This window comes from Chryseobacterium taichungense (assembly GCF_900109935.1).
GTDB lineage: Bacteria > Bacteroidota > Bacteroidia > Flavobacteriales > Weeksellaceae > Chryseobacterium > Chryseobacterium taichungense.
On the sequence record NZ_FOBV01000003.1, the window covers coordinates 298,749 to 322,564 of the forward strand.

24 protein-coding genes are annotated in these 23,816 nt (G+C 35.6%); all 24 read right to left on the reverse strand.

Annotation, left to right across the window (positions count from 1 at the left end; all coding sequences use genetic code 11):
• Positions 1-35: 35 nt before the first annotated feature.
• Positions 36-2,018, reverse strand: coding sequence for a hypothetical protein (locus BMW64_RS08080; RefSeq protein ID WP_051879934.1), 1,983 nt, complete (start codon positions 2,016-2,018; stop codon positions 36-38).
• A 17-nt stretch (positions 2,019-2,035) separates the two neighbouring features.
• Positions 2,036-2,743: a hypothetical protein gene (locus tag BMW64_RS08085; RefSeq protein WP_034975922.1), complete on the reverse strand. Its 708-nt coding sequence runs from the start codon at positions 2,741-2,743 to the stop codon at positions 2,036-2,038.
• Positions 2,736-3,608, reverse strand: a complete 873-nt coding sequence (locus BMW64_RS08090; RefSeq protein ID WP_051879935.1) for a M23 family metallopeptidase — start codon at positions 3,606-3,608, stop codon at positions 2,736-2,738. Before BMW64_RS08090 ends, BMW64_RS08085 begins: the two co-directional genes overlap by 8 nt.
• A gap of 1 nt (position 3,609) precedes the next feature.
• Positions 3,610-5,601 (reverse strand): type IV secretory system conjugative DNA transfer family protein, encoded by a 1,992-nt coding sequence (locus BMW64_RS08095; protein WP_034975924.1) that lies wholly within the window; start codon positions 5,599-5,601, stop codon positions 3,610-3,612.
• Positions 5,601-5,957, reverse strand: a complete 357-nt coding sequence (locus BMW64_RS08100) for a hypothetical protein (RefSeq protein WP_028123307.1) — start codon at positions 5,955-5,957, stop codon at positions 5,601-5,603. Before BMW64_RS08100 ends, BMW64_RS08095 begins: the two co-directional genes overlap by 1 nt.
• A 10-nt stretch (positions 5,958-5,967) precedes the next feature.
• Positions 5,968-6,837, reverse strand: coding sequence for a DUF4138 domain-containing protein (locus BMW64_RS08105; protein WP_028123306.1), 870 nt, complete (start codon positions 6,835-6,837; stop codon positions 5,968-5,970).
• 4 nt (positions 6,838-6,841) lie between these two features.
• The gene (gene traM, locus BMW64_RS08110; protein ID WP_089999706.1) at positions 6,842-8,050 is read right to left on the reverse strand and encodes a conjugative transposon protein TraM; all 1,209 of its coding nucleotides are present in this window, start codon (positions 8,048-8,050) and stop codon (positions 6,842-6,844) included.
• The gene (locus tag BMW64_RS08115; RefSeq protein WP_028123304.1) at positions 8,046-8,399 is read right to left on the reverse strand and encodes a hypothetical protein; all 354 of its coding nucleotides are present in this window, start codon (positions 8,397-8,399) and stop codon (positions 8,046-8,048) included. Before BMW64_RS08115 ends, traM begins: the two co-directional genes overlap by 5 nt.
• Before the next feature lies 1 nt (position 8,400).
• On the reverse strand, positions 8,401-9,015 hold the full coding sequence (gene traK, locus BMW64_RS08120; protein WP_034975926.1) for a conjugative transposon protein TraK: 615 nt from the start codon (positions 9,013-9,015) through the stop codon (positions 8,401-8,403).
• Positions 9,016-9,069: 54 nt separating this feature from the next.
• The gene (locus tag BMW64_RS08125) at positions 9,070-10,305 is read right to left on the reverse strand and encodes a hypothetical protein (RefSeq protein WP_072410596.1); all 1,236 of its coding nucleotides are present in this window, start codon (positions 10,303-10,305) and stop codon (positions 9,070-9,072) included.
• 2 nt (positions 10,306-10,307) lie between these two features.
• A complete protein-coding gene (locus tag BMW64_RS08130) occupies positions 10,308-11,138 on the reverse strand; it encodes a hypothetical protein (protein ID WP_028123315.1) in 831 nt (276 codons plus the stop codon).
• Positions 11,139-11,144: 6 nt separating this feature from the next.
• Positions 11,145-11,810 (reverse strand): hypothetical protein, encoded by a 666-nt coding sequence (locus BMW64_RS08135; protein ID WP_072410593.1) that lies wholly within the window; start codon positions 11,808-11,810, stop codon positions 11,145-11,147.
• 1 nt (position 11,811) lies between these two features.
• Positions 11,812-12,537, reverse strand: coding sequence for a hypothetical protein (locus BMW64_RS08140; RefSeq protein ID WP_228400878.1), 726 nt, complete (start codon positions 12,535-12,537; stop codon positions 11,812-11,814).
• Between the two features lie 8 nt (positions 12,538-12,545).
• Positions 12,546-13,271 (reverse strand): hypothetical protein, encoded by a 726-nt coding sequence (locus tag BMW64_RS08145; protein WP_228400879.1) that lies wholly within the window; start codon positions 13,269-13,271, stop codon positions 12,546-12,548.
• A complete protein-coding gene (locus BMW64_RS08150; protein ID WP_072410589.1) occupies positions 13,258-16,332 on the reverse strand; it encodes a TraG family conjugative transposon ATPase in 3,075 nt (1,024 codons plus the stop codon). Before BMW64_RS08150 ends, BMW64_RS08145 begins: the two co-directional genes overlap by 14 nt.
• Positions 16,304-16,618 (reverse strand): DUF4133 domain-containing protein, encoded by a 315-nt coding sequence (locus tag BMW64_RS08155; protein ID WP_034975939.1) that lies wholly within the window; start codon positions 16,616-16,618, stop codon positions 16,304-16,306. Before BMW64_RS08155 ends, BMW64_RS08150 begins: the two co-directional genes overlap by 29 nt.
• 1 nt (position 16,619) lies before the next feature.
• Positions 16,620-16,940 carry a DUF4134 domain-containing protein gene (locus BMW64_RS08160; protein ID WP_371462110.1) on the reverse strand — a complete coding sequence of 107 codons (321 nt, stop codon included), beginning with the start codon at positions 16,938-16,940 and terminating at the stop codon, positions 16,620-16,622.
• 135 nt (positions 16,941-17,075) lie between these two features.
• Entirely contained in the window at positions 17,076-17,669 is a 594-nt protein-coding gene (locus BMW64_RS08165) for a hypothetical protein (RefSeq protein WP_072410587.1), read from the reverse strand.
• A gap of 61 nt (positions 17,670-17,730) precedes the next feature.
• Complete coding sequence (locus BMW64_RS08170; protein ID WP_040995592.1) at positions 17,731-18,399, reverse strand: ParA family protein; 669 nt, start codon at positions 18,397-18,399, stop codon at positions 17,731-17,733.
• Positions 18,400-18,447: 48 nt separating this feature from the next.
• Positions 18,448-19,944 carry a relaxase/mobilization nuclease domain-containing protein gene (locus tag BMW64_RS08175; protein ID WP_034975946.1) on the reverse strand — a complete coding sequence of 499 codons (1,497 nt, stop codon included), beginning with the start codon at positions 19,942-19,944 and terminating at the stop codon, positions 18,448-18,450.
• Positions 19,941-20,303 (reverse strand): hypothetical protein, encoded by a 363-nt coding sequence (locus BMW64_RS08180; protein WP_034975947.1) that lies wholly within the window; start codon positions 20,301-20,303, stop codon positions 19,941-19,943. The genes BMW64_RS08175 and BMW64_RS08180 overlap by 4 nt, the downstream gene beginning before the upstream one ends.
• Before the next feature lie 37 nt (positions 20,304-20,340).
• A complete protein-coding gene (locus BMW64_RS08185) occupies positions 20,341-20,664 on the reverse strand; it encodes a bacteriophage spanin2 family protein (RefSeq protein WP_034975949.1) in 324 nt (107 codons plus the stop codon).
• A gap of 9 nt (positions 20,665-20,673) precedes the next feature.
• A complete protein-coding gene (locus tag BMW64_RS08190; RefSeq protein ID WP_034975952.1) occupies positions 20,674-21,765 on the reverse strand; it encodes a hypothetical protein in 1,092 nt (363 codons plus the stop codon).
• An 83-nt stretch (positions 21,766-21,848) separates the two neighbouring features.
• Complete coding sequence (locus tag BMW64_RS08195; protein WP_034975954.1) at positions 21,849-22,643, reverse strand: hypothetical protein; 795 nt, start codon at positions 22,641-22,643, stop codon at positions 21,849-21,851.
• Positions 22,644-23,816 lie beyond the last annotated feature (1,173 nt).

Genomic DNA, 23,816 nt, shown 5'->3' on the forward strand with positions numbered 1-23,816 from the left:
CCGCTGGGAAATAAATGATTGGTTGTAAGTGTTATCTATCGTTTAATACTTTGTTCTTTCACGTTATTTTTTTCGTGCTTGTTGTCTTGTTCCAAACCTTCTAAAGGCTTGTTGGTATTGATTCTGTTCATATCAGAATCATACAGATTCAGATTTTTGTATTGCGGATTCAGCACCGCTTTGCCTTCTATTACTTTATCATCCAATTCAAATTTTACCTTCACGATATTTCCTTTTTCCAAAGATTTTATGGTACTTTCCTTCCATTCCGGCTTATCGAAGATCAGTTTGGATTTTTCTACGATCTGAGCCGTATCAACTCCATAATTTTTGTAAAAATTCTGGAAATTGTAATTTCCTTTTTCGGTTTTGGGTTCGTTAAAATTCAGTTTGGCAAATGCAGGTTCTATTTTTTCTGTTTTCGGATTGTGAAATTGTATTTTTACCGTACGCCCTTCCAAAAGGTTGACTGCTTCTTTAGCAGTAAATGTATTCACCCTGTTAACAGGAAAATTGTGGGAGATAACGTCGCCATTTGCTTTAGTGAGTTTAGCATTATAAAAATTCATAAAGACACTTCCATTTTCTATCTTATTGAATTTTAACGTGAATTCCATTTCATTTCCGGGCATCGTTTTGTCGGAAGTGGTTTTAATTTCGAACTCTTTTTCGGGAGCATTAATTCCGTTTTCTAAATCTTTGTGCAGTTGTTCTCCTTCTCCGAAACCAAGATATTTTAATTGAAATTTCGGATACTGAGATGGTTCATATTCGTTCTGTGTTTCCATAATGTTTGGGGTTTGATTGTTAAATTTTATATCATTCATTGTTAATATTCTGTTTCTTGAAAAAACATTTTCATCCAGATAATTTTTTAGAATTTCACCGCTATCCAATAATTCGTAGGATTCCCCATATAGCTGTTTTTCCAATAGGCCGAAAGCCAATTCGTATTTGTCATTTTTTGACAACGTATGACCATCAATAACATTTGGGATTGTGTCCATTTGTGCCTTTGTAAGAGAATAATCTCCATCTGTTGTTCCGAATTCCATTTTCTCTGAATAAGCTTTTCTTTGGCTCGCTGTGATCTGCAAGTTCTCCAGTATGAATTCGTTTTCTTTCATAAAGATCCTGTATTTGAGAATATCATTTTTTTCCTCTTCGGAAAGTTTCGGATAAAGATTATTTTGCACCGCTTTTGCTTTTAAGTCGTTTTCGACATAGCTTTTGAATTCGTTCAAACTTTTTGGAGCATCATAAAAATCTCTCATACCTGTCCATTCTCGCCGACCGTACGGTAATGTATATTCCTGAGTTTGCAGATCATAGCTGTAATACCTATGACCGCTTGGACTCTTCAGCGAGCCACTCCCATCATCGTAATCGTTCCAGGTCCAGCCGTCCGGAAGGTCAGATGCAGGGGTTAAATTTTCTTCAAAGCCTTCATCTGAAAAAAAGTCTGCATTTTCTTCCAGATCAGTCATTTCAATTTGATGAACCCCTTCTAATGATAACTTTACAGCTTCAACTTCATAATTTCGATAATGATGAGCTTGCTTTTCATCAATTTGCGTATAGGTCAATCCGGAACTTAAATCAGTTTTTTTCTCCAATTCCTGAGCCCAGAGATCAGAGAGAAATTTCTGTTTTATGGACTCATTACTTATAGCAATTTCAGTAGACTCCCTGTTATTTTGCAAAATCAAATGTTTATTGGCTAGTTGCTGCTTTTCAATAAATCTGACTAATTCAGCGGTAGTATTAAATTTATCCTCAATAGGGAAACCCTGATTTGAATTGAAAAATGTTTTCAATGTAAAATTTGAACCTTGAATAAATTCTTTTCCCTTAGATTGATGAATTGCCATAAACTTTTTCTCTCTATCGGTAAACAGCCTCTCTCCGTCCCGAAAAAACTGTTCAGGTGAAGTGTTTTCAATTTCCTTCACAAAATTTTTATAAGCCTTCGTTCTGGGAACTATATTCTTATCAAACCAGGTTAGATTGTCTTCCATTTTTTCCACCTATTAAGCTATCTTCTAAAACCTCTTGACTTTGGTATTTCCTCGTCCTGCTCTTGGCTTTCCTCATCTCTCATTCGATTGGCATCCTGATAGACATCAGGGTCGTTCACATTTAGTTGTAAATCTGATTTTTCCTGCTTTTGAGAGTGATTTTGCTTTTCAGAGATTCCAGCAACTGTATTAAATTCTTTGGATACAATATTCAAATCATTCGTAATTTCTTTTGCCATTTCTGGGAACTGAACAATTTTATCTTGCAGAAAAGATTTAAGTTTTAGAAGTTCTGCTATGTAACGGTTAAGTTCTTCTGTATTTTTTTTATCTGCAATAATTGCGGTCAATTCTCTTGCATTTTTAATGAAATCAAATTCAACTACTTTTTCGGTCTCTTTGTCAAAAATGAAAGCTTTTTTTTCGAAACTCAGTTCATTTTCAGATTTAGAAACATTCTTGACATCAGTATATTGAATATTATTTTTACTGTTTTCGAGGATGTCAGAAATACTTTTATCTCTTTCCAAAAAGATGACCTTCAGTTTAGTATTATTATCAGTCAGCTGAAAAGTCGCCCTGTTTTTGTCGTGGTCTGCAACGATGGTATATCCTTGCAGAAATTTCTGAACATCCTCTATATTTAGCTTTTTAGAGAAAGAATTATCCTCATTAATAATTCCGTATTTTTTCAGTTCATCGGTAGGTAAGGTTATGTTATTCATTGTATGTTGCTATTAAATTGTTTACTTTTATGAGGTCATTTAAAAAATGAGAAGGATTGATGTTTTGTCCGAATTCTTTCACCGAAAAATGCAGATGTGGTCCTGTGGAGTTTCCGGTATTCCCGCTTTTTCCGATGACAAATCCAGCTTTTACTATTTCTCCAGCTCGATAATACATTTCTGAAAGATGTAGATAGGAAGTTTCGAAACGGTTAAAATGTTTTACCTTTATGAAATTCCCTCCGCCTTTAGAATCCCAACCGGTTGCTGTAACAATTCCATCCATTACAGAATAGACATTCTCATAACTGGCTTTAAGGTCGATGCCGTTGTGCGTTTTTTTTGTTCCGAAAATAGGATGAGTTCTTGTCCCATAAGAAGATGTAATGGTGATCTTGTTTTTAAGAGGCATTACAATTTTTGAAAAAGATGCTGCAGGTTCGTCTACAAAATCATACGTTGTAAAAAAGTTTTGTTTTTTTGATGCTTTCTTTGTTTCTTCTACTCTATTTTGTGCTTGCAGCATCAAAGAATCTTTCAGTTTTTCAAACTCATTTTTTCGTATTTCTTTTACACTGCTATACTCTTTAATCAGTGTTTTCAGTGAATCTATTTGACTCGTTAACCACTTCGTCGAACCTTTGGTTTCATTTTTTAAATCTGATTTTGTGGTGATATTTAAAACTTGCTTCCAAGATTTCTTAGCCTTCTTTTGTTTTACCGGATCTTCAATATTAGATTTTTCGGATACCTTTGGATTTTCAGATTTTTTCGGTATTGTTGGTGTAATCGTATTGAATTGGGCAAAGCATAAGCAGCTGTAAAACAGCGCCATCAATGTAAATGTGTATTTTAGTTTTTTCATTTTACGCAGCTTTAATATTTTCATTCACAATGAGTTCCACTTCTTTGTTGATCTTTCTAAAGTTGGTCATCAGCACTTCTTCTTTGCGGTTAACCCCTTTTTTATCTACAAAAGAGTAATAAGATGGCATTTTAACATAGTTTTTTTCTTCTTCTTGAATCGCTTTCATATCCAGGTTAATTTTACCACTAATTGCAGACGTTTTATATTCCTCAGCATCATTTTCTTCTCCCTGTGCGATCATTCCAACCATTTCTCCGGTTTTCAGAGCCGCAATTTTTCCGGCAGGAATCATATTGTCCATCTTTTCATTAATACTGGTGGTCGTCCCTTGCTGTGAAATTGATTGTGAGTATGATTTCTGTTTAATTTTCCCAAATAGTTTTTCCAACCAATCCAATGTATTTTTGTCTCTGGCAGAACCGGAAATAATATTTCCAACAATCGCAGAAATAGTATCTGCAACTTCTTTTTTGTAGAACTGTCTGAGCTGCGGAATTTCTTGTAATCCAAGCATTACAGCAACTTTATTGCTTCTTGCAGTGGCCACGATGTTATCAATTTTATGAATATAAATCGTCGGAAATTCGTCTGCGATAATTCCTCCCGGTAAATTGTGCTTGGAATTGATCAATCTTAAAGTCCTGTTTAACACCGAGGAATAAAGGGCTGAGTTAATATCCTGTGTTCCCGGATCTGATGCTAATATGATAATGGATGGATTTTCACGATCAGTAATCTTCAATTCCACTTCATCTCCCGAAAACACCCAAAAGCTTTCTTTAGTTGCCAATCGGGAAAGGAATATTTTCAAAGTTCCAATTTGTCCTTCCAGCTGATCAAACGCTTTGTTGTCATACGCCGTTTTGAAAGGCGAAAGCAAAGAGAAAATTTCTTCGTTGGTAAAAAGTGTGTCAAAAATTTCTTTATAACTGCGGTTCATAAAGGAAAGAATATGAGGCAGATCAGAATATTTTCCATTTTCAAATGTTGCAAAAAAATAAATACAGGAAGACAGAAAATTGATGGCGGATTGGGTAAAGAAAGCTTCAGAACCACCTCCGGAACTCGAACCTCCCTTCTGTAGAGATGAAACCATTGATTCTGCCATTTCCTGGGCTTCTGCTAAAGTTTGGATGTACTTTTTGTGAAATGGATTGACTCGTTTTGATTTTTCAACCTCTTTCAGATTAATGACGTGGAAATTGTAATCGTAGTCTGCTTCCTTACTTTTTTTCAACAAATAATGGTAGTATGCAATCTGTGCTAGATCAGGAAATTTAAAATCGTAGATGCAGAGACAGAAACCTTTTGCAATCATTTGTCTTATGGCAGGATTGATCACACCAAAAGATTTACCAGAACCTGGTGTTCCAATGACCATCGTTCCTCTAAAAGGATTGATGTTCATCCAACCTTTATTGCTTTTGTTTTTGTAACGGAACAAGTATGGAATATTGATTGTGACATCCGATGTTACCAATTCCTGATTTTGGTCGAAAGATTCTTCTTCAACATTCCATCGGTCTTTTCCCATTTTCTGCTGCATCAGTTTTGAAATACTATCTGCACCCATTTGAAGAATAACTGCCCCTAAAAAAGAAAGAACTGCATAGATTCCCTGATAGAGATTAAATCCGGGAAACACTCTTGGAAGTTTTTCATTTCCTGCCTCATTCTGCCAAACCAGTGAAGAAAAAATCATCAGCAATCCCAAAATCATAGGAGCAATAATCTCTTTACTAATATTAAGGTCTTTCTTTTTCTTGGCTTTTGTTCCGACAGCCACTAATCCAATCAGAATCAATGTTGCAAATTTGGCATTGATAGGAGGGTAGATAAAACTCAACTTTGAAAAATTTTTCAACAAGTTTGATACTACCGGAACATTGGCATTAAGGTAGAAAAGCGAAGCACAATCGAGTGCTACGACTGCGTACACCGCTTTTTGTAGAAAGCCATAGATCTTTATTTGGTGTTGTTGCTCTTGCATTAAGAATAATTTTCGAAATATTGATTCAGTAATTTGTGTTCTTCCAGTAAACTATCGTGTAGCTTCTGTTGCCGTTCCTGCAAATTTTTATGATGTTCCTGTATTTTAACAAGTTTGGCATTCAACAGATTCAATTTATTTATTAATTCATTTCCTCTTTTTTCGACACTCTCGATAATGTATGAGTGACCTGGCTCTTCAGATATTTTATCACACCAATCTTTAAGGTTTAACACCCTTTTATAGGCAATGATAAATTCTTTTCGTTTTTTATAAATAATAATTATAGCAACAGAATGGTAGGTAAATAGTAATATCACCAGTGCAAAACACAGCATAACTGTAAAATTTTCCATAGTCTTAATATTAAAAGGTATCTGCTTTCAGAATATCTGAATAGTTGACTTTCATTTCTATGGTGCGCCCCGAGAGCTGTTCTTCAATCAAGCGAATCATCATCACTTTACTGTTTGGGTAAGTGAATTTTTTGAAAACATAAATATTCCTGAAATTTTTTCTGAAGTGTTTCTGCGGATTGAGCTGTAAAATGGGTGTTAGATCTACACTTTGGTTATTGGTGGCTTTGTGTATTTTTTTGTCTTCCAAGGAGAATTTCAAATCCTCAATATCATAGTTCAGATTAGAATTATTCTTGATGGTCATATCTAAAAAAATATAAGCACTCATCACATAGACATTATTGAGCTGGAAGCTGAGTTTTAGATTTTTTTCTTCTCTAATCGGATTTTTTTCAGATTTTTTTCGAATAATATCCATCGAAAATTTTCTCAGTTCAAGATTAGAGAACACCATTTTATCAAATTCTACAGGCTGCATCGCTTCGGGCTGTATATGAATATTGGTAATCGTATTGAGGTTATCCTGATTTCTATGCACCACTTTATACTGTGCAATGAAAGATTGTGCGACAACGGTAATGATCCCAATAGTATTTCCATTAACAAAAACGGAAGGTATATTGATTTTTCCTTTCTCGTCAGAATCAGGATGGTCTGTGATCTTTATTCTGGCAATGTTTGTAGAAGGCAAATCTCCAGTCAGTTTTTCTGTTGACAAATCCACGTACTGAATGGGCTCAGGCGAGATAATATGCAGGTTGATGCCTTCGGTAATTTCAATCTCAGGTAAATCGGAAACAATCTGTTCTTTGGTTGCAGTTTGAGCCGTGAAAAATTGAGCTGTGAATATTAAAAGGGTGTATAATAAAGTTCTCATTGTTTTATTTTTTTTGTTGGTTTTGTGAATCTTTCAATTGATTTTCGTCGATCAAAAAGACATATGAGTTGTATTTCAGTTTTGCTTTATTTTCTTTGATCAGGTTGGCAATAGATTTAGATGTTGATGTAAACAGGCTGGATCCAATGCTTGAGAAAAATCCTTTTCCGCCCATATCCATCTGAGTTCCTTGTACTGAGTTACTTCCCATTTCCCGCATCATATCTCTGAAAACGCTTTGCGGAACGTACAATCCCTTCATCCCGTCAACATCATAAATCGAAAGATTGACAGGATAGATTTCTCCTTTTGTGAATACAGATACAATGTTGAGATTGACTCTCTGCATTGAAAATCCTGAGATTTGTCCGTATAATATCGAACCTTTGATTATTTTTTTGTTCCCGACAAAGATGTCTTCCAACAATCGGAACCTAATCCTGCTTCCAAGAAAGCCTTTGTTATTTTCGTCAATGACCGCTTTGATAAAGCTGTTTTCTTTCTCCTTATAGAAAGCATTGAAACCACTGTTGATTCCGGATTTGCTCACATTGAAAGTTGAATTAAGAAAATCTTCCATTTTCTCTTTATTGGACTTCAGTTTTTGTTCTGCTGCGAGTTTACTTTGGTACTCAGGATCACGGGATTTTTCTAAAGAATCCATCACGAGCATTTGTTCTTTCAGATATTTTACAGGGTCTGGTTGGACACTTTGTGTCTTTTCTTTTGGTCTATCTGCGTATTTATCTTCTTGGTTCCCGTAAGATTTGTCATTCAGCATTTTAATGATTTCTGAAGACCTGTTGTAATCTTTGTCATCCCTCTGTGATTGATTTGGTTTGTAATACGAGGATTGATTTTCTTTTGCCTGGTATCTGTTTTGTCTTCCGTTTTCTGCTTTTAAGGAGTCAATTTTTCTTTTTTGGTCCAGTGACAATTGGTCATCATAGTTCAATAAACTATCTTCTTCTTTATCCAAACCACCAAGCATCGTTCTGTTATCCTCTTTTTTGAAAAAAGCATCATACGCATCATTTTTGGTCATAATGGAATCTTGCGTATCGCCGAGTGATAGTAACAATTCTTTTGGTTTATTTTTTTCAGAAGTATCTTCTTTGAGAAACTGTGCTCCTACGTAGCCGAAAAGAAAAAGAAATGGCAGAGCCAAAAGAGGCAGAACATATTTTTTTTCTTTAAAATTTATTTTTTTAATGTCCATTTTTTAATTTTTGGTATTGGTTGAACAAGTAGTCAATTCGTAAACTGTCTTCTTTTTTCAGTGCGTTTTTGTCTCTTTTCACTTTTAAAGTTTTCAGTTCTTGTACTATTTTTTCCATCTCTTTATCATTGTTGACAGATAGATTTTGACTCGACTTATTTTTAGAATAGAGAACCGGAGGTCTTATTTTAAATGCTGTTTCGGAAGGGAAAAAGATACCTTGAATTAGAGACCCTATAAATGAAACCGACAGTAGAATCATTGAATACGTGAAGAATTTCTTTGGATTTTGAACTGCCCACTGCAGCCATTTCTGACCCTTTTGTTTTAATGTAGTTTCCATTTTAGTAAGAATTTTTATTTTGATTGGACAGTTCCTCGTTATTGATGATTCGCCAGTTTTTAAGAATCACACCGTGAGGATTATTGGGACTTCTGATGATGTCTTCAAAGAAACCTTCGGTGATGAGCTTCCTCGTAATGACAGAAGATTTTCTTGTGATCATCTGCTTACCGAAAAAGCTAAATTTCTTTTGTTCCATACTAAGCGTAATCGAATCGGTATGGATACTGACCATCGAACTGGAAGCTATTATTTGATTGTAAAATCCTTTTTCCCTTAGGTTCGTATATTCCTTTTTTCCGCTGTCATCAATAAGATACAATGACTTTTGAATATTATCCTTGATATAGGTATCATCGGGAGCGAGTGTGAAAAACAATCTGTGGAATAATTCAATTTGAGCTTTATATTCAACAGGTCGGTTCAGCAGGACATCAGTCTGCTTGGCAAGAACCGGAACGCCATTGTCTAAAATGTAAATTGATTTTCTGGAATCCTCGATCATTCTGTATGCAAAGAAAAATCCGGCAATGACAATGAAAACAGCAAAAGCAATGGTGGATAAAGAAATGACCTTGTTGATCTTGATTCTTTGTTCTATATTTTTGATAAGCATCTTTATTTTAGTTGTTGGTTGATAATGTTTGGTTGTTGGTCATTCGTACAACATTTATTTTCCTTTTTTCATCGCTCTTTGAACTCTGCCTGATGCTGAACCTGCTGCTGCACTTGCTGCTACAGAAGCTCCTCCTGTTTTGGCAGCCAATATTGCTGTTTTAGCACTGCTTGCCATTTTTCCTGCTGCACTTTTCATTTTCGTCATTGCTCCCGCCCCTCCTGCAGAAACAATACTGTCTGCAATGGTTGGGGTCATTAGTACTCCGATTCCCGTAACAACATAGGCAACACAGGTGAAAAGCTGATTGTAGATCATTCCGGAGTTGCTCACATAGACCATCAAAGCGTCTAAGTTGGTAATGGTTCCATTGGATAATAAGGTATCATACCTTTCGATCTCCATTGTATAACCGGAAGCGATCAATTGCTGACCGATGTTGATGATCGTATAGGCAACAAAAGTGTAAAGATTAATGTTGATGAATTTTGATACCCAACTGTATAATGAATTTTCAAATCCGGGAATAAGAGCCATTCCAACAGCTATCGGTCCTAAAATGATTAAAATGTAAGACCATATTTTTTGAATGAAGAAAATGAGATATACACAAATCCTAAGAATGGAAAGGCAACAAAACTCAATGAGTTCTGCGACTAATTTTTGCATTTGGAATTCCATTCGTATTGACCATTCTTTGATAGGCTGAATCAATTTATCCAATCCCTCACTGATATCAAACCACGAATCATCAGCATCTTCAGTGGTATTCTCAATGACTTCCTGCTTCGCATCTTCTTCCGCTTTCAGTTTTATAACAGCATCCAATAATTGTTGCTGTTTTTTAAATCTTTCAACCCGTAGATCATTGACTTCCGATTCGATTTCGCTGAAAATTGAGATTCCGGGTTCGGCAATGGCCTCAAATGGCGCTTGAATCATACTGACAAATCCACTCCAATAAACAAGCGTAAATCCGATAAGAATTGGTTTCAGCATTGGAGTGATTTCCCATTCTCTATCTCCGGCCGCCATTTGCCAACCCATATATCCAAGGTACATGAGAGCGCCTAAGCCGCCTATTGCTTTTCCTACCAAAGCAGATCCGGCGGCGCTATCTTGTACACTATTGTCTAATTTGGTAAAAACCTCCATAAACCATTTTTCAAAAGCGCCATCTCCTTTTAAAAATTGGAGTAGATTACTGTAATCGCCGTCTGTCTGGGCGAAACCCATTACAGGTAAAAGAATTGCTAATAGGCAAAAAGTTAATGTTATCGTTTTATTCATTTTTAATATCGGTGTTTGTAGTGGTTCATTATATTTTGAACAATCTGCCCGTCTGATGAAGGTGTCCACGCAGGTGGCAAAGCAAAATTTGAATGGTTTTTCAGAATATTCTTGTAATCTGTAAGAAGTGTTGTCTTGTTGTTGTGCTTCCTTAATTCCTGAACAAATTTTCGCCATTTGATAAGGGTTTCGTGGTACATAATGAACCTTTTTCCCCTTGGCATATCCATACTTCTGGACATTGAATATTTTTCTTTGATGAGATCCAGTTCTTCCTGAAGTCTTTTTAATGCTCCTGTTGAGCTGAGTGTTTCAAACGTTTGCAGGTCTTTCAGTCGCCACTCGATAAAATTTTGAGGTGTATCGGGAAATTCAGTAATAGGTTTTAGCATTCGTTTGTAATACAATAGCCAAAGAGGATCGGCATCGACAGTAGCGGACGTCCAATGGGCAAAATCCTGAACGCTCCTTTTATGAATGGTATCTGAAGCTGCTTTTATCTTTTTTGCTTCTTCCTCTTGAAACTTTAGCTGGGCAAACCTTTGATTTTGAACTCCTGTCGGTTTTAATGGACGAATGTCTTCCCCATCCTTATAATCCCTGTTGATTTTTGGAGCCCAAATTCCCCACACCGTTGCGTAGGCAAAATTGGTTTGGATTCCTAAAAAGTATTTTGGATATGGTCTCCAATCTCCCCAATCTTGAAAGACCATTCTTTTATGCTGGGCAACAATGGAAGGATCATTTAATCTCTTGACGCTGACTTGTCCAAACACACTGCCTGTAATCAAGATGAACTGAAATAGGCTGATTTTTTTTAGTAGATTTTCCATAATTTTTTAATTAAAGAGGTAATGGTATTTGGTGATGATGTCGCCAACAATGGCTTTGTCTATATTGATGTAATTACGAAGCACCGGAACCTGATACAGATAAGGGATTTTCTTGGCATTCTCTAATCGTAAATTGATGTACAGAATATTTCCGTTGATATTTCTGACCCTTGTAAAAATCTTTTCAATCAGCATTTCCCTATCCATTGCGTCCATTAGAAAATCTTTTTCCTCATTTAGAATGTCCTGCGTAACTTCCTGCTGAAGTTTCGTCGTCTGCTTCCCGATTTCAACATAATATTTTGAAATGAGTACCGAATATTCAGGATGCTGTGCTGATAGATCCAGCATTTTATTGGAGTTCGTTACTATTTTACCCAAATATTGATAGAGATAAATGAGTTTTTTGCTCTGGGTCAAGGCTGAATTCACATTTTTCAGTTGTTGATAGATGTATTCCTGAATCGCAATGATCTGCGTGATTTTATTGTTGATATCATCATACAATTCTTTTTGCTTTTCATAGGAATCCAGAAAAGCCTGTTCGCTTCCTAATCGAACACCGTGGTTTACGGTGATCTGTGACAGAAGTTTGTCGTTAATCACTATTTGCTGGCTTTTTACAGATGCAACAGAGAAGAAAAAAACTCCGGAAAAAAATATTTTTTTCATTTTAGAAAGATTTAATGTTATCCATGATGCTTTCAACTACTTGCTTATCCCTGTTGACATAATATTGAAAGGCTCTTTTGTTACGTTTTACCTTGGCTTTAATATCCCTTATCTTTAAAAGCATATGGGTAGAATTTCTGCTTATCGCCTTTACTTCACCCAAAGCATAGTCTAATAATACTTTACGTTCTGATTTTTCCATTTGGTTGATGGCTCCGTAAGACAAAATGATCCCGGTTACCAGCCGTGTTACCATTTGCAGATCATCAACAAACTGAACCTGAGAAGGCAAAACAGCGATAATGGAATAGGGAGCATCGTTTATTTCATTGATAATAGCAGTCTGATTGTTTGTTATTTTGGTTATTTCCCTGCTCATTGCTATTCCGGTGGGTATCGCTTGAATGGCAAATGAAACAATTCGCAATCTGTCCTGAACTTTGGTGATTTTTTCTTTAAAATTGTTCCATTGGTTTCTGTTGGCCGTTTCTACGGTGGCATTCGCAATTTGTTTTTGTCGCATTTCTTTTTGCCTGTCGTGTTCTTTCATCGTGGCATTGATTTCTATATCCATCATCGGAAATGAAACATTTTCCTGTTGCCATGCAGGGGTAGACCCACCACCGGAGGATCTCAATACCAAATAAACTAGAGGAATAAGCAAACTGACAACAATTTTATTTTTGCCACCGTAAGGTCGGCGAATCTCATTTTTCGATTTCATCATAGAAAAATTTAAAAATTCCGTTTATACCGGTTCATTATATTTTCAACAATAGCTTTGTCTGTATTGATATATCCGGCAAATGGATTAATAGAATTCCAGAATCCCAATCGGTTTGCTTTTTCTAATCGCAGTTTGATTGCTAAAAGCCAAAGCTTCAGATTTTTCACATTACCGGAAATATTATGAAGAATTTTGTAGCGGTCTCCTGCTGTTGCAAGATTCAGCTCTCCGGAAGCGAGAATATCAGAAACGTCGGTAACAATCTTTAGACTTTGCTCATACGTTTTTTGTGAAGCTTTCACCCCAAAAATGGCATACTCAGGATGTTCTGATGCTAGTTGTACCACTTGTGATGAATAAGCATAACATTTATTGAGCTCAGAGTAGATTTCCTGTGCTTGGATTCCATTTTGTAAAGTGCCGGAAACCTCTTTTAAACCCTTCAGAATTTTATTCTGAATGTCATTAGCCGCTACCATCTGTGTTCCCACCCAGGTCTGTGCGTCCTTTAATTTTGAAGTTTCCTCAATGACTTCGTTCTGCTTGGCTTTTAGATTTTCAGAATAAAGAATCATTGCCGCTGTTACCGTAGGGTCGATGTAGGTGTTTTGGGCGAATCCCATTGTCCCCCAGAGGGAGAAAATTAGTAGAAAAACCTTCAATATAATATGGTTCGCCAGAGATGAAACGTGACGAAATCCTCTTGGGAAATTTATAGGTTTAAACGTTTTCATAAGCGTAATTTTGTTTACTGATTAATTCTGAAAAACTGATATTACGGTCTTCCAGTTGCTGTGAAATGATTTTAAAAACATTCTTTCCTTTGTTCTCTTTTTTCATCATTCTATAAAAGGAATTGATTTTTTGATCTAAAGGATTTTGGTATAAATTCACGAGTGACACTAAGTTTTCCAGACTGTCTCCGAAGGTTTTTAAATCACCAACTATTCTGCGCAATGCTTCATCATAGTCTCCGTATTGGTGCACATAATATTCAACTGCCGATTTTTCCGGTTTTTCTGTAGTGTAGGTGAGATATTGTTCAAGCGAAACTTCATTTCCATAGACCTCTCCTTTTGAACCTCTTTTTAAGTAAAATTCTTTGAATCGGCTTCTCCCGAATTTGTTGTTGAGATTGTTGATGGTAAAAATCTTGTTTTGCTCTACTTTATTGAGCGATAGCAATGAAGCGATTTTATCAAAGTTGTCTTTGAACTTCGTCTGGTCAAGCAAAATAAATGTATCCGAATTGTTGATGATGGAATCTTTAACCACTGCATTTCCAATAATGTCATCCAGTTCCTGCGTTACCACCACCGCTTCTCCCCAAAATTTCCTCACCGTTTTATATAAATAAAGAATGTATCCACCCATCAATTTACTAGCAATGGCCTTCCATGCTTCTTCGATTATTAAGGCTTTTCTGCGGTCTTTTCTGAGTCTCATTTTCTGAATGAAAGTGTCCATAATAATGAGCGTTACTATCGGAAAGAGCTTGGGATTATCTTTTACATTATCAATTTCAAAAACGATGAAAGATTCATCGAACAGCGTATTATCTGCACTTTCATTGAGCGTTGTTCCGTACCTTCCGCCTTTGTAAAAATCTTTCAGTACAAATAAAAAGGTGCGCAGATTAAACTCTTTCTCTATAATATTATGTTTTTTATTATTCAGGTAAATAGGAAGAAATTGATCGCAATAATCATAAAACCCATTGAACGAAAGTTCTGTTACAACCAGCTTTTCTTCCAGTTCTTTTATTTTCCTGATGATGGCTTTTCTAAAGGATTCATTCCATTCTTCTGCTGATCGGGGTTGCCTGATGATGTCATTCGACTTGATTAAAATCAACTGCGTTTCATTGTATATTTTCCTTCTTTCTTCATCGTTCAGCGTGTCATACGCTTCATACACTTTATAGAAATTTTCGCTTTCATATTCCGGGTTATTGATGTTCTTATCAGGATGATAGAATTTCAATAATTTTCTTCCCGCTTCCTTTATTTCATCGGAACTGGCATCGAAAGTAATTCCCAAAATGTCATAGTAAGTATGCTGTCCTTTTGCTTCATTCTCATATTCCGTGAATAGATCATCTTCGTGAATGTTGTATTTTCCGAGATATAGAATCAGTTCTTCAGAAGTTTTATTTTCATACCATCGAGTTCCAGCATTGAAATACCCGTGGTAAAACGACATCAACACATTGTCTAAAATGGATTTTTGTGCGGAAGACATTGAAGAATCCGGACCTTGCCAAATCAAGAAGATCAGGTTGGTTAAAAATTCTATTTTTTCGATATTAAATTCTTTTTGATCCATAAGAAAAGGATTCATCGTGATTGGTTTTTCTTCAGTGTATTGGATGTATCTGCCTCCCTTATATTTGCACGTTCCCGAATACGAATCTCCTGTATCAACAATGACCACGTCATAATTGTAGGTCAAATACTGCTCAATAATATTGTTCATCAGGAATGATTTCCCCGAACCTGACGGTCCTAATACAAACTTGTTCCTGTTGTTTATTCTTCCTGTTTTCATCGGTAGATCCGATGGGTCAACTTTTAGCGGAACACCTTGTCTGTCGGTGAATCTCAGGTAGAAATTGGACTCTTCATTGACGGGGTAACTTTCCTTAAAAAAAAAACACAAGGCCGCTTCGCTTGTCGTCATAAATAAATCATACTCCCTAAGTTCTGTTCCATTGCCCGGAATAGCTGACCGAAAGAGTTCCAATTGGTTATAAGCGTTTTTAGAAACAATGATTCCTTTCGTAAAAAGCTTGTTTTCAATCATTGACTGAATATTTTCCATTTTCTCCAGTGTCTGTGCTGAAAAAAGGATTGAAAAATGAGCATTGACAACGAGCTGTCCGTCAATGGCTATGTTATGAAGCAGGGTCTGGATTTCATCTGCTATAATGGCGTTGGACGGAGAATTGTTGGCTGCTCCTTCGTGCTTTTTCTTTTTTTTGTCGAGTTCCCTCTGCTGTTGTGCCTGAAGCGGAATCGTAATGATCTGATTGTAGACAATGGTCTCATAATCTTCTAGTTCATTGATAAAACTAAAATTATCAACTGCTGTTTCTGCTGCTGCACCGTTACCGCCGAGAACAGAGTAAGGCTCAATTTCTGAAGGAAGATCAATATTTTCTACATCCACGTAGGAAATATTTTTTACAAACCTGTTTCCGATCTGCAAAAATTCGTTGGTGCTTTTGATATTATCAAATATGGGAGAATCGGAAAATTGCATCGACAAAACACCTGATATATAATATTCAAAATCTTTCTCAAACAAAAACTGCGGTTCACAGTCATTCTGCTTCAAAAGCATCAATACTTTCTGACATTTGTCCCGTAGTTCTTTATAGCTTTTTTCAGAGAAATTGTAATGCTTATTTTTCTTTTTCAGCTTGTCATCAATAATATCGGTAAAGAACAGAACCGTTTCAATGGTTTTGAAAAGTCTGCCGTCAAAATGTTCCGAATATTTTTGTTGTAGAAATTGGTTGGATTGTTCGGCTGAATATTTCTTTTTTGAAAAAATATCGAGCTTCTGAACAATTCTTCCTTCTCCAATGATTGATACCACCTGATTTAAAACCGTGTGGAAAGTGAGATAGCTGTCAGGATCTGCCGAATATTGCTCGACAATGTTTTTTATCTTGATCCCGATAATAGGGTTTCCGTATTGTCCGAAAAGTACATCAAAATCCCAATTGAAATCCTTTCCAAGATCATATCCGATAAAAGGAATGCTAAATGCCTGTTTTTTTGTTGTTGCCATTCTTTAAAAGTTTATTACTGTCTAACCTTTTGGGAAAAATTAAGATGTGATCGAAGTTTTTGGTTTTGTCATACAAACCATATTTGTCCTGTCTTCTGAAGATAAGATAAACTCCGCCTGCGGTGACTGCAAGACCAAGTAAAGAGCCTAAGAGACCGAACTTCGAGAGTACCAATGCTGAAATGACCCCGCCTCCGATGACACCAACTGCGTAAAAGATATATTTCCCTTTGAGTCCGAAGAATATAAGGGGCTTTTTCAGCCCCTTATAAAGGTAGAATCCCATATTAGGCAAAGAATGCTGTTACGAATTCCGGAACTACAATCAAGAAGATCATTGCTCCCCCATAACCAAGGATCTCTTTGTTGACGTCCTGGTCACCATTCGTCCATTTATTATACACTCGGAGACCTCCGATAAAACCGACCAATCCTCCTACTGCTTTCAAAATCAGCTTGACCGGATCCCAATAATCAGTGATATCACTTGCGGCATTTGAAATAGCGGTTGCACCACCTTGTGCAAATGCTGGAGTTATCGCCATAATTGCCAAGGCTAGGGTTAGAACTTTCTTTGTTGTCACGTTTTTTGTGAAAAAATTTTTCATCATAATTCAAAAAATTTATAAAGGGTTAATAATCAATTGAGTGTTAAATTTTGGGCATAGAAGTCCCGGACAACGGATGGAAATCCGCTGTTAAGTCTAATAATCAGTACGTTAGATTTTGTTTAAGTTGACTAACTACATAATGGATTGATAAACCTTATATCCATCGTGATTTGCAACCAATTGAACCAGGGTTTCAGAAAGATTCAGCATCGCCTTCCAATCTTTAATTCTGGAAGTTTTCTGGTCTGCACTAACCGTGATCGGGTTTTCGCTAATCACTTCATTAGGTTTCTGATTTTCCTTTTCGGTTGATATTTTTTCCTTTTGTTCAAAATACTCTTCGCTTGATTCAGCATTTTCAGGATGTGATTGGTTTTCAATTTCGGTAAAATCCTTTTTTGATGGATTATCGAATTCATCCAGATCTTGTTCAGATTCAAATTGTTTTCTTAAATACTCCAGATCTTGTCGTTCTTCATTTCCTTCAGTGATATCAGAATGGATTACATTTTTATTAAAGGACTTGGGAGTGTTGAGATTTTCTACATCTTCAATCCCTATAGTTGCAGTAAGATCTTCGTACTGTTCGGAAATTTCGGACAAAGAAAATTCCTCCGTCTCTTCTTTATAGGTTTCTTTTTCTTTCTTCAGAAACAGATCGTATACAATGTTACCTGCATAATACAACACGTAAACAGCCAGAATAGTAAGTGAAATTTTTATCATTTTTTATTGATTTAGTTGTCAGTCAATCGTTGTCGTTTGTTGGTATTGAATCTTTGATTTTTTACCTCTTTTTAATCACTTGTATTTTGATTTTTGAGGTTTCATTGATATATTTTATAAGTTCATCGAATGTATGTTCTACTGCATATTTTTGCTTGCCTATAAGGCTTCTGGTATTAATAGTTTGTAGGCAGTTTCTTTTAAATACCGGGCTTGGCAGCAGCATTCCATATTTTGCGAGCTCAATGTCCATTGCTTCCTGATTCAGATACTTGTAGCCTTTATCATATTTGGAACGGATAAATATTCTTTCGGCCTCACTTTCCAGTAGTCCCAGCATATTGATGAAGACCAAAGTCGATTTTACAGAAACATCGGAATACTCAAAAGGTGTTACGATAAAATCACTGTATATGAGCAAATCACTGTATTTTGCATCGAGCGTTCCGGCCAAATCAAAGAGATTGATCTCATCGCTTTCTTTTAAATTAATGAGAGTTTCAAAGTCTGAAAAAGGCTGCTCTTCTTCCTCGCCAATAATTTCTACATCGTACAATTTTGGAATGTCCAATAGCTCATCTTCTTTCCATTTGTGATAGAATGATTTCTGATAATCAAAATCGAAAACATTGAGTTTTCTTTCTGAAAGTGCGGTAATGTAATTGGCAAAAGCGATGGCTAATGTCGTTTTTCCGGTTCCTCCTTTTTGGGTAGCAAATGTGATGATCATAGGTTTTAGTTGATTTTTATTGGACTGAAGATGATTTTTCCATCAACTTTATCGTCTCTTTTTTCGTCTTTTTTTGAGTTCATTTTCGGCAGGGTCTTTTGCAGTTCCCGAACTTTTCATCAACTCAAAAAGCATTTCGTTGACGGCTTTGTTTAATTCTGTTTTTTCATTATTTTCAGTCCGGTTTTCTGTCTGCACTTCATTGACGCTTATGGGATTCAGAAATTTTTGATATTCCTTTTCTCCGATTAATGGTTGAAGTTCACCCACGTAATGAAATCTGGTATGAACAGCATACAGCTTTCCATCTTCGCCTTTTGTTATAGAAATATCTTTTTTTTCATCATTTGTGTTTTTGTTATTTCTAATAAAGTCCTTTACTTCAAACTGGACTTTTCGGTAGGTTTCCAAATCTTTCTTCCCTCGGTTTTCAAAAAGCATAAAGTCCTTGATTTCTGCTTCCGGATTATTCTTCTTAAAAAATTCAAGCAGGATCTTTTTTGTTTCCTGGCTGCGAATATTATAATCCTTCAGTATTTCAAAAGTCTTCTTATCCACCTTGTCAGAAGTAAATTCAAATACTTCATTCATTTTCATAATATCACTTCCTTTGTATACTTCTCCTGTTTTATGGTCGATCACGGTGTAGCCGAAAGGATTTTTATCTTCTTTATGATGAAAAACCATATCGATCCCGAAAACATCTTTCAGCTTTTTTTGGAGCTCGCTTTCAAAGGCAATCTTCATTTTTGAATCATTTCCTCCGTCAGTAGTCTTCTCTTTTGGAAGCACTGCTTCATTTTTTCTATTATCCACCACTTTAAAAACCTTATTGGAATACAATTCTTTGTATTTGCTTAATATGGCTTTCATCTGCTTAGCCCTTTTTTCATTTTTGCTGTTATCAAAAACAATCTGATCCCCTCTAATAGATTTTTGGTTTACTCCGTTTTTTAAAATGTTAAAAGAATTTTCATCACTTGTGTTTTTGCCTATCTTGTAACCATTTCTGCTGAGTAGAGTTTCCAACTGATCAAGCGAACTTATTTTGTAGTTCAGCAGCTTTTCCAGTTCTTCTTCCGGTTTCTGACCATATAATTTTTCCATTGTAACGCTTAATGCTTTTTGGGCTTTAAGCCTTTCATAACTGTCATTGATCTTTTTCCCTGTCTGTTTATCAACCCGGGTTGAAACAATGTGTACGTGATTATTATCTGTATCCTTATGAAAAACCACAATGAAAGGCTGTTCGCCATATTTCATTTCATCCATAAAATTCTCCGTTATCTTAGTAAGCTCTTCTTTCGAATGCCCTTGAAATTTTGTAGAGATCATCGCGTGAAATTGAGGCTTCAACACTTTTTTATTCCCGATTGAAATAGCTCTTAAATAGTTTCTTACTTCTTGCTTGCTGCTTGATTCGTTAATGAATGAAGGAAAATTTTTCATCAGCATTAATTCTCCAATGCCTTTATCAATTTTCTTATCGTTATAATGAACTCCTGGAAAACTCGGACCTGCCGGATCCATGATCTTAACAATCATCTTGATAGCTTTGCATAGATTTTTGTAAAGATTTCGTTCTGTTCTTTTTTCAGAATTATGATCTCTGATAACTTATCCGAAAAATTTCTGAGTTTATTTTCGCTGATAAATTTTTGACCATTTGCTATTTTTGCTACCTGATTGATATTATTTTCAATTTTTCCGAAGATGTTATCCTGTTTTTCAATGAACGCCAATACTTTTCGTCTCTCGTCATCCATCATTCTATTCTCTACGGAATTGATGATTAGACTAGTCAGGGAAATTTGTTTATTGGAACAGATTTTTTTCCAATCTTTCTTCTTTTCACTCTTAATTCTGAAAAAAATAACTTCATCTTTTTGCTCATCAATATTCATCTTTCAAATTCAAATTTGATTTTAAAAATGTTGTTTTCTATATTGGAACAAAGATGACCGCCGCAATTGCCATAATGCCTACAACGATAGAACTAACGACTTTTACTTTTTTCACTTCCCTGATTTGTTTTTTATCTATTGAAATCGTCTCTCCTTTTTTGGAAATACCATAAATATTGTTGCCATCAACTGATGTGATTTTTATTTTGTGGATTTTTGCAGTGAAATCCTGAACGTCATATTTGTGATTTAATGCTAAAGAATTATCTTTTAATGGTTTGCCAGGATTCGAAACAATAGACCTACAAGATGTTAGTGAAAGAGTGATCATCAGGCATAAAAATTTGAAAAAGTTTTTCATAGTTTATGATTAAGGTGTTACCCAACTTGTCAAACCGTTTACGCTTTTTAGAATATATGTTCCGGTAGCAGGCGGAGTTGGAACTATCTCTGTTGCAAAACCAAATGAACCATCTGTTTTGGCAACTACTTTTTTCGTATAGGATGAATCTCCGTCTGCATTGGGCATTTGGGAAGGTGTAACGCTGAGCTTGCCATTGATATTTAACCATCTTTCAGAAAAATCCCCCGAAATCAAAGCAAATTTGTAATCCGTATAATTGTTCGTGATACTATCCCAAAAGCTGGTTGAACTTGTTGTAACGCGGGTTGAATGTATAGCTAGTTTATTACTTACGCTTCTGTTTCCTGTGGCCGGGCTACCAGCGCCAATGCCGATGAAAATATTGTTAGACCCTGTTCGGTTTCCTGTTCCTGACAGATAGCCAATAGAGATGTTATCATTTCCTGAAGTAATGTAGGACATAGCTCCCGGACCAATTCCAATATTTCTACTACCGGAGATTACGCCGTTTGCGATGCCATTCAAAGCAGAAACTCCTGCAGCATAATTAAGTTTGCCTGTAACTTCTCCTTGAGACATTGCATAAGCACTAGCGGAATTTCCTTTTCCAGAGGTTATATTAGAGTCGGTTGCAAAAATAGAATTGTAGTCACCGGTGATTGGACTTCTGGAATTTCCCAGTATGTAATTTTCTTTCTCATCAAAATTAAGATGCAGACTGTTCTTGACAATAAGTTCAACCGTAGAAGTGTTGCCCTTGAGTGCAACTGTATTTAGTGGGTCTTCTTTTATAAATGACTTCCATAGATCACCGTCAAAATAATACAACCCGGACTTTGTGATATGAATAACCTGACCGGATAAATTAGTAGCTGGAGATGTTACAAACACGACAGCTCCTTTTTTTGCAGATGAATATGTTTTTGCTGCGAGTTGGTTACCTGTAATCCTTGGAGGAATAATCCCGTCATAATGATTGGTGTCATTTGGTTTCCCTACAACTTCTAAAGTAGCCTCGGGCGTCTGGGTGTTGATGCCAATCTGTCCCTGTATTGTTGTTGCTATGAAAGGCAGAAAAAAATAAATTAATGTTTTCATTTTATTTTTTATTAAAATTCATTTGGTCTTAAGAATCGTATTAACTGTGTATAATTTGTATTAATTGCTATAATTTTAGCGTCCTAGTGTAGATAGGGTCTGATCCAATTTGAGTAGCCCTGAACTTCTCCATAAGTATAATATGATGTTGATATTGCGCCTAAAGAAGCTTGAGGAATTTTTATGGTGAAATTTTCAAGCAAGGCAGGAATAAGCATTGTTGAATTCTCAGGATGTAAAAAAACAATCTGGTTAGGAATATACCCTATGTCACTAAAGATATCCGGAATATTTATAAGTGCGTCGGAAGTAATTGGTTCTGAATCAGTCGACCTGAATATTTGAAATTTTACATTGACGATACCATTAACTTTTCTGAATGATACGGATCCTTTTAAGCCTCCATAATTTTTGGTCCCAATGGTATAGTATTTAGAAGCGGTTAAATAATTATTTGTATTTCCATTATAATTAACCGGAGCGGACCATGTAGAAGTTGCACTAAGAGCCGCAGTACTGGTATGGTCAAACGTCAATAGAATTCTATATTCAGTGGGTTGCTTTTCTTTTGAAAATGTTTGCCACAAATTGCCATCAAAATAATATAATCCGGGTTCAGTTATTTGAATGACTTGTCCTGATAAATTGTTAGCCGGAGATGTTACAAAGACGACAGTTCCTTTTTTTGTAGATGAATATGTCTTTGCAGCGAGTTGATTTCCTGTAATTCGTGGAGGAATAATTCCGTCATAATGATTGACATCATTTGGTTTTCCTACCACTTCTAAAGTCGCCTCTGGAGTTTCGGTATTGATGCCGACCTGACCTTGGATTGATACTACTATTAATGCCAGTAGAAGATGACTCAATTTTTTCATTAGTATTTTGATTAAAAATTCTGTGACAAAATTGGGCGTTAAAACCTTCTAAAACAATAGTATTCAATGGGTTTGGGCTAAATAAGAATAATCTGGATTAGTTTGGAAACTTCCCAGGATTAAAAAAGAATGATTTGGATTAATTTGGATTCTTGTACCAAAATTTAATTAAAAACAAAAAAACAAGTTCCGCAGTTTTTTTCCCCTTTTTGAAAAAAAGGCAAGATCGTCTTTGGATATAAAACTTGAAAAGTTTGTATATACAAAGACACATCTTGCTCAAAAAAGCCTCTCATTTTTCGGAGTCCTGAAAAGCGATTTATATTATTGATAATCAATAAGTTTGACTCTTCTATTATTTTTATGAGAAAGTATAGAAGTGAAGCCTTTGATTAAGAAAGAAAAAAATGTTAATTGCTTGTAAAGTGAGAATTTACTTATCGTATTGTAAATCAAATTGTAATGACGTTGACCTGTACTTATTTTACGCAGGTTACCTGCATCTAATTTACGCAGGTATGAGATTGCACCTGTATTCGTAGTACGCAGGTTTGATGAGTGGGATAATGCTTTTTTATGCAAGTTACCTGTATCTGATTTACTCACGTATGAACTCCAGCTGTATCTATTTTACACAGGTTTGATGATTGGAATAATCCTTTTTTATGTAAGTAACCTGTATCTGATTTACGAAGGTGTCTGATTCCACCTGTATTCTAATTACGCAGGTTCGATAATTGATATTGTCCTATTTTATAAAGATGACCTGTATTTGATTTACGGCCGTATGAAGTATAGCTGTAAGTATTTTACGCAGGTTTGGTGATTTCGTTTTCCATTTAGCTAAAGCAATAGCAAACCACAAAATGTTTTTTTCTTCTATTTCAAGGATTTTCCAATTTCGTCAATAATTTTTTTTGATATAATTTCAGATTGTTCATCTTTAATATATAAATCGAAAAATTCTCTGTAAATACCAGCAAATGAATCACTTTCGCGTATAGATGTTCCCCAAGTCTCCATAAAATATCATCTGTTTAAAATAGCTAATAACGTTACGCAGTTTTGCGCAGTGGCGACAATTTACATTATTTTTTTATAGATATATAAATATCTCATTGAGTAATTTCCGGCAAAGAAAAATAAAACCACCCATTGCGCGAAACCGCTTTT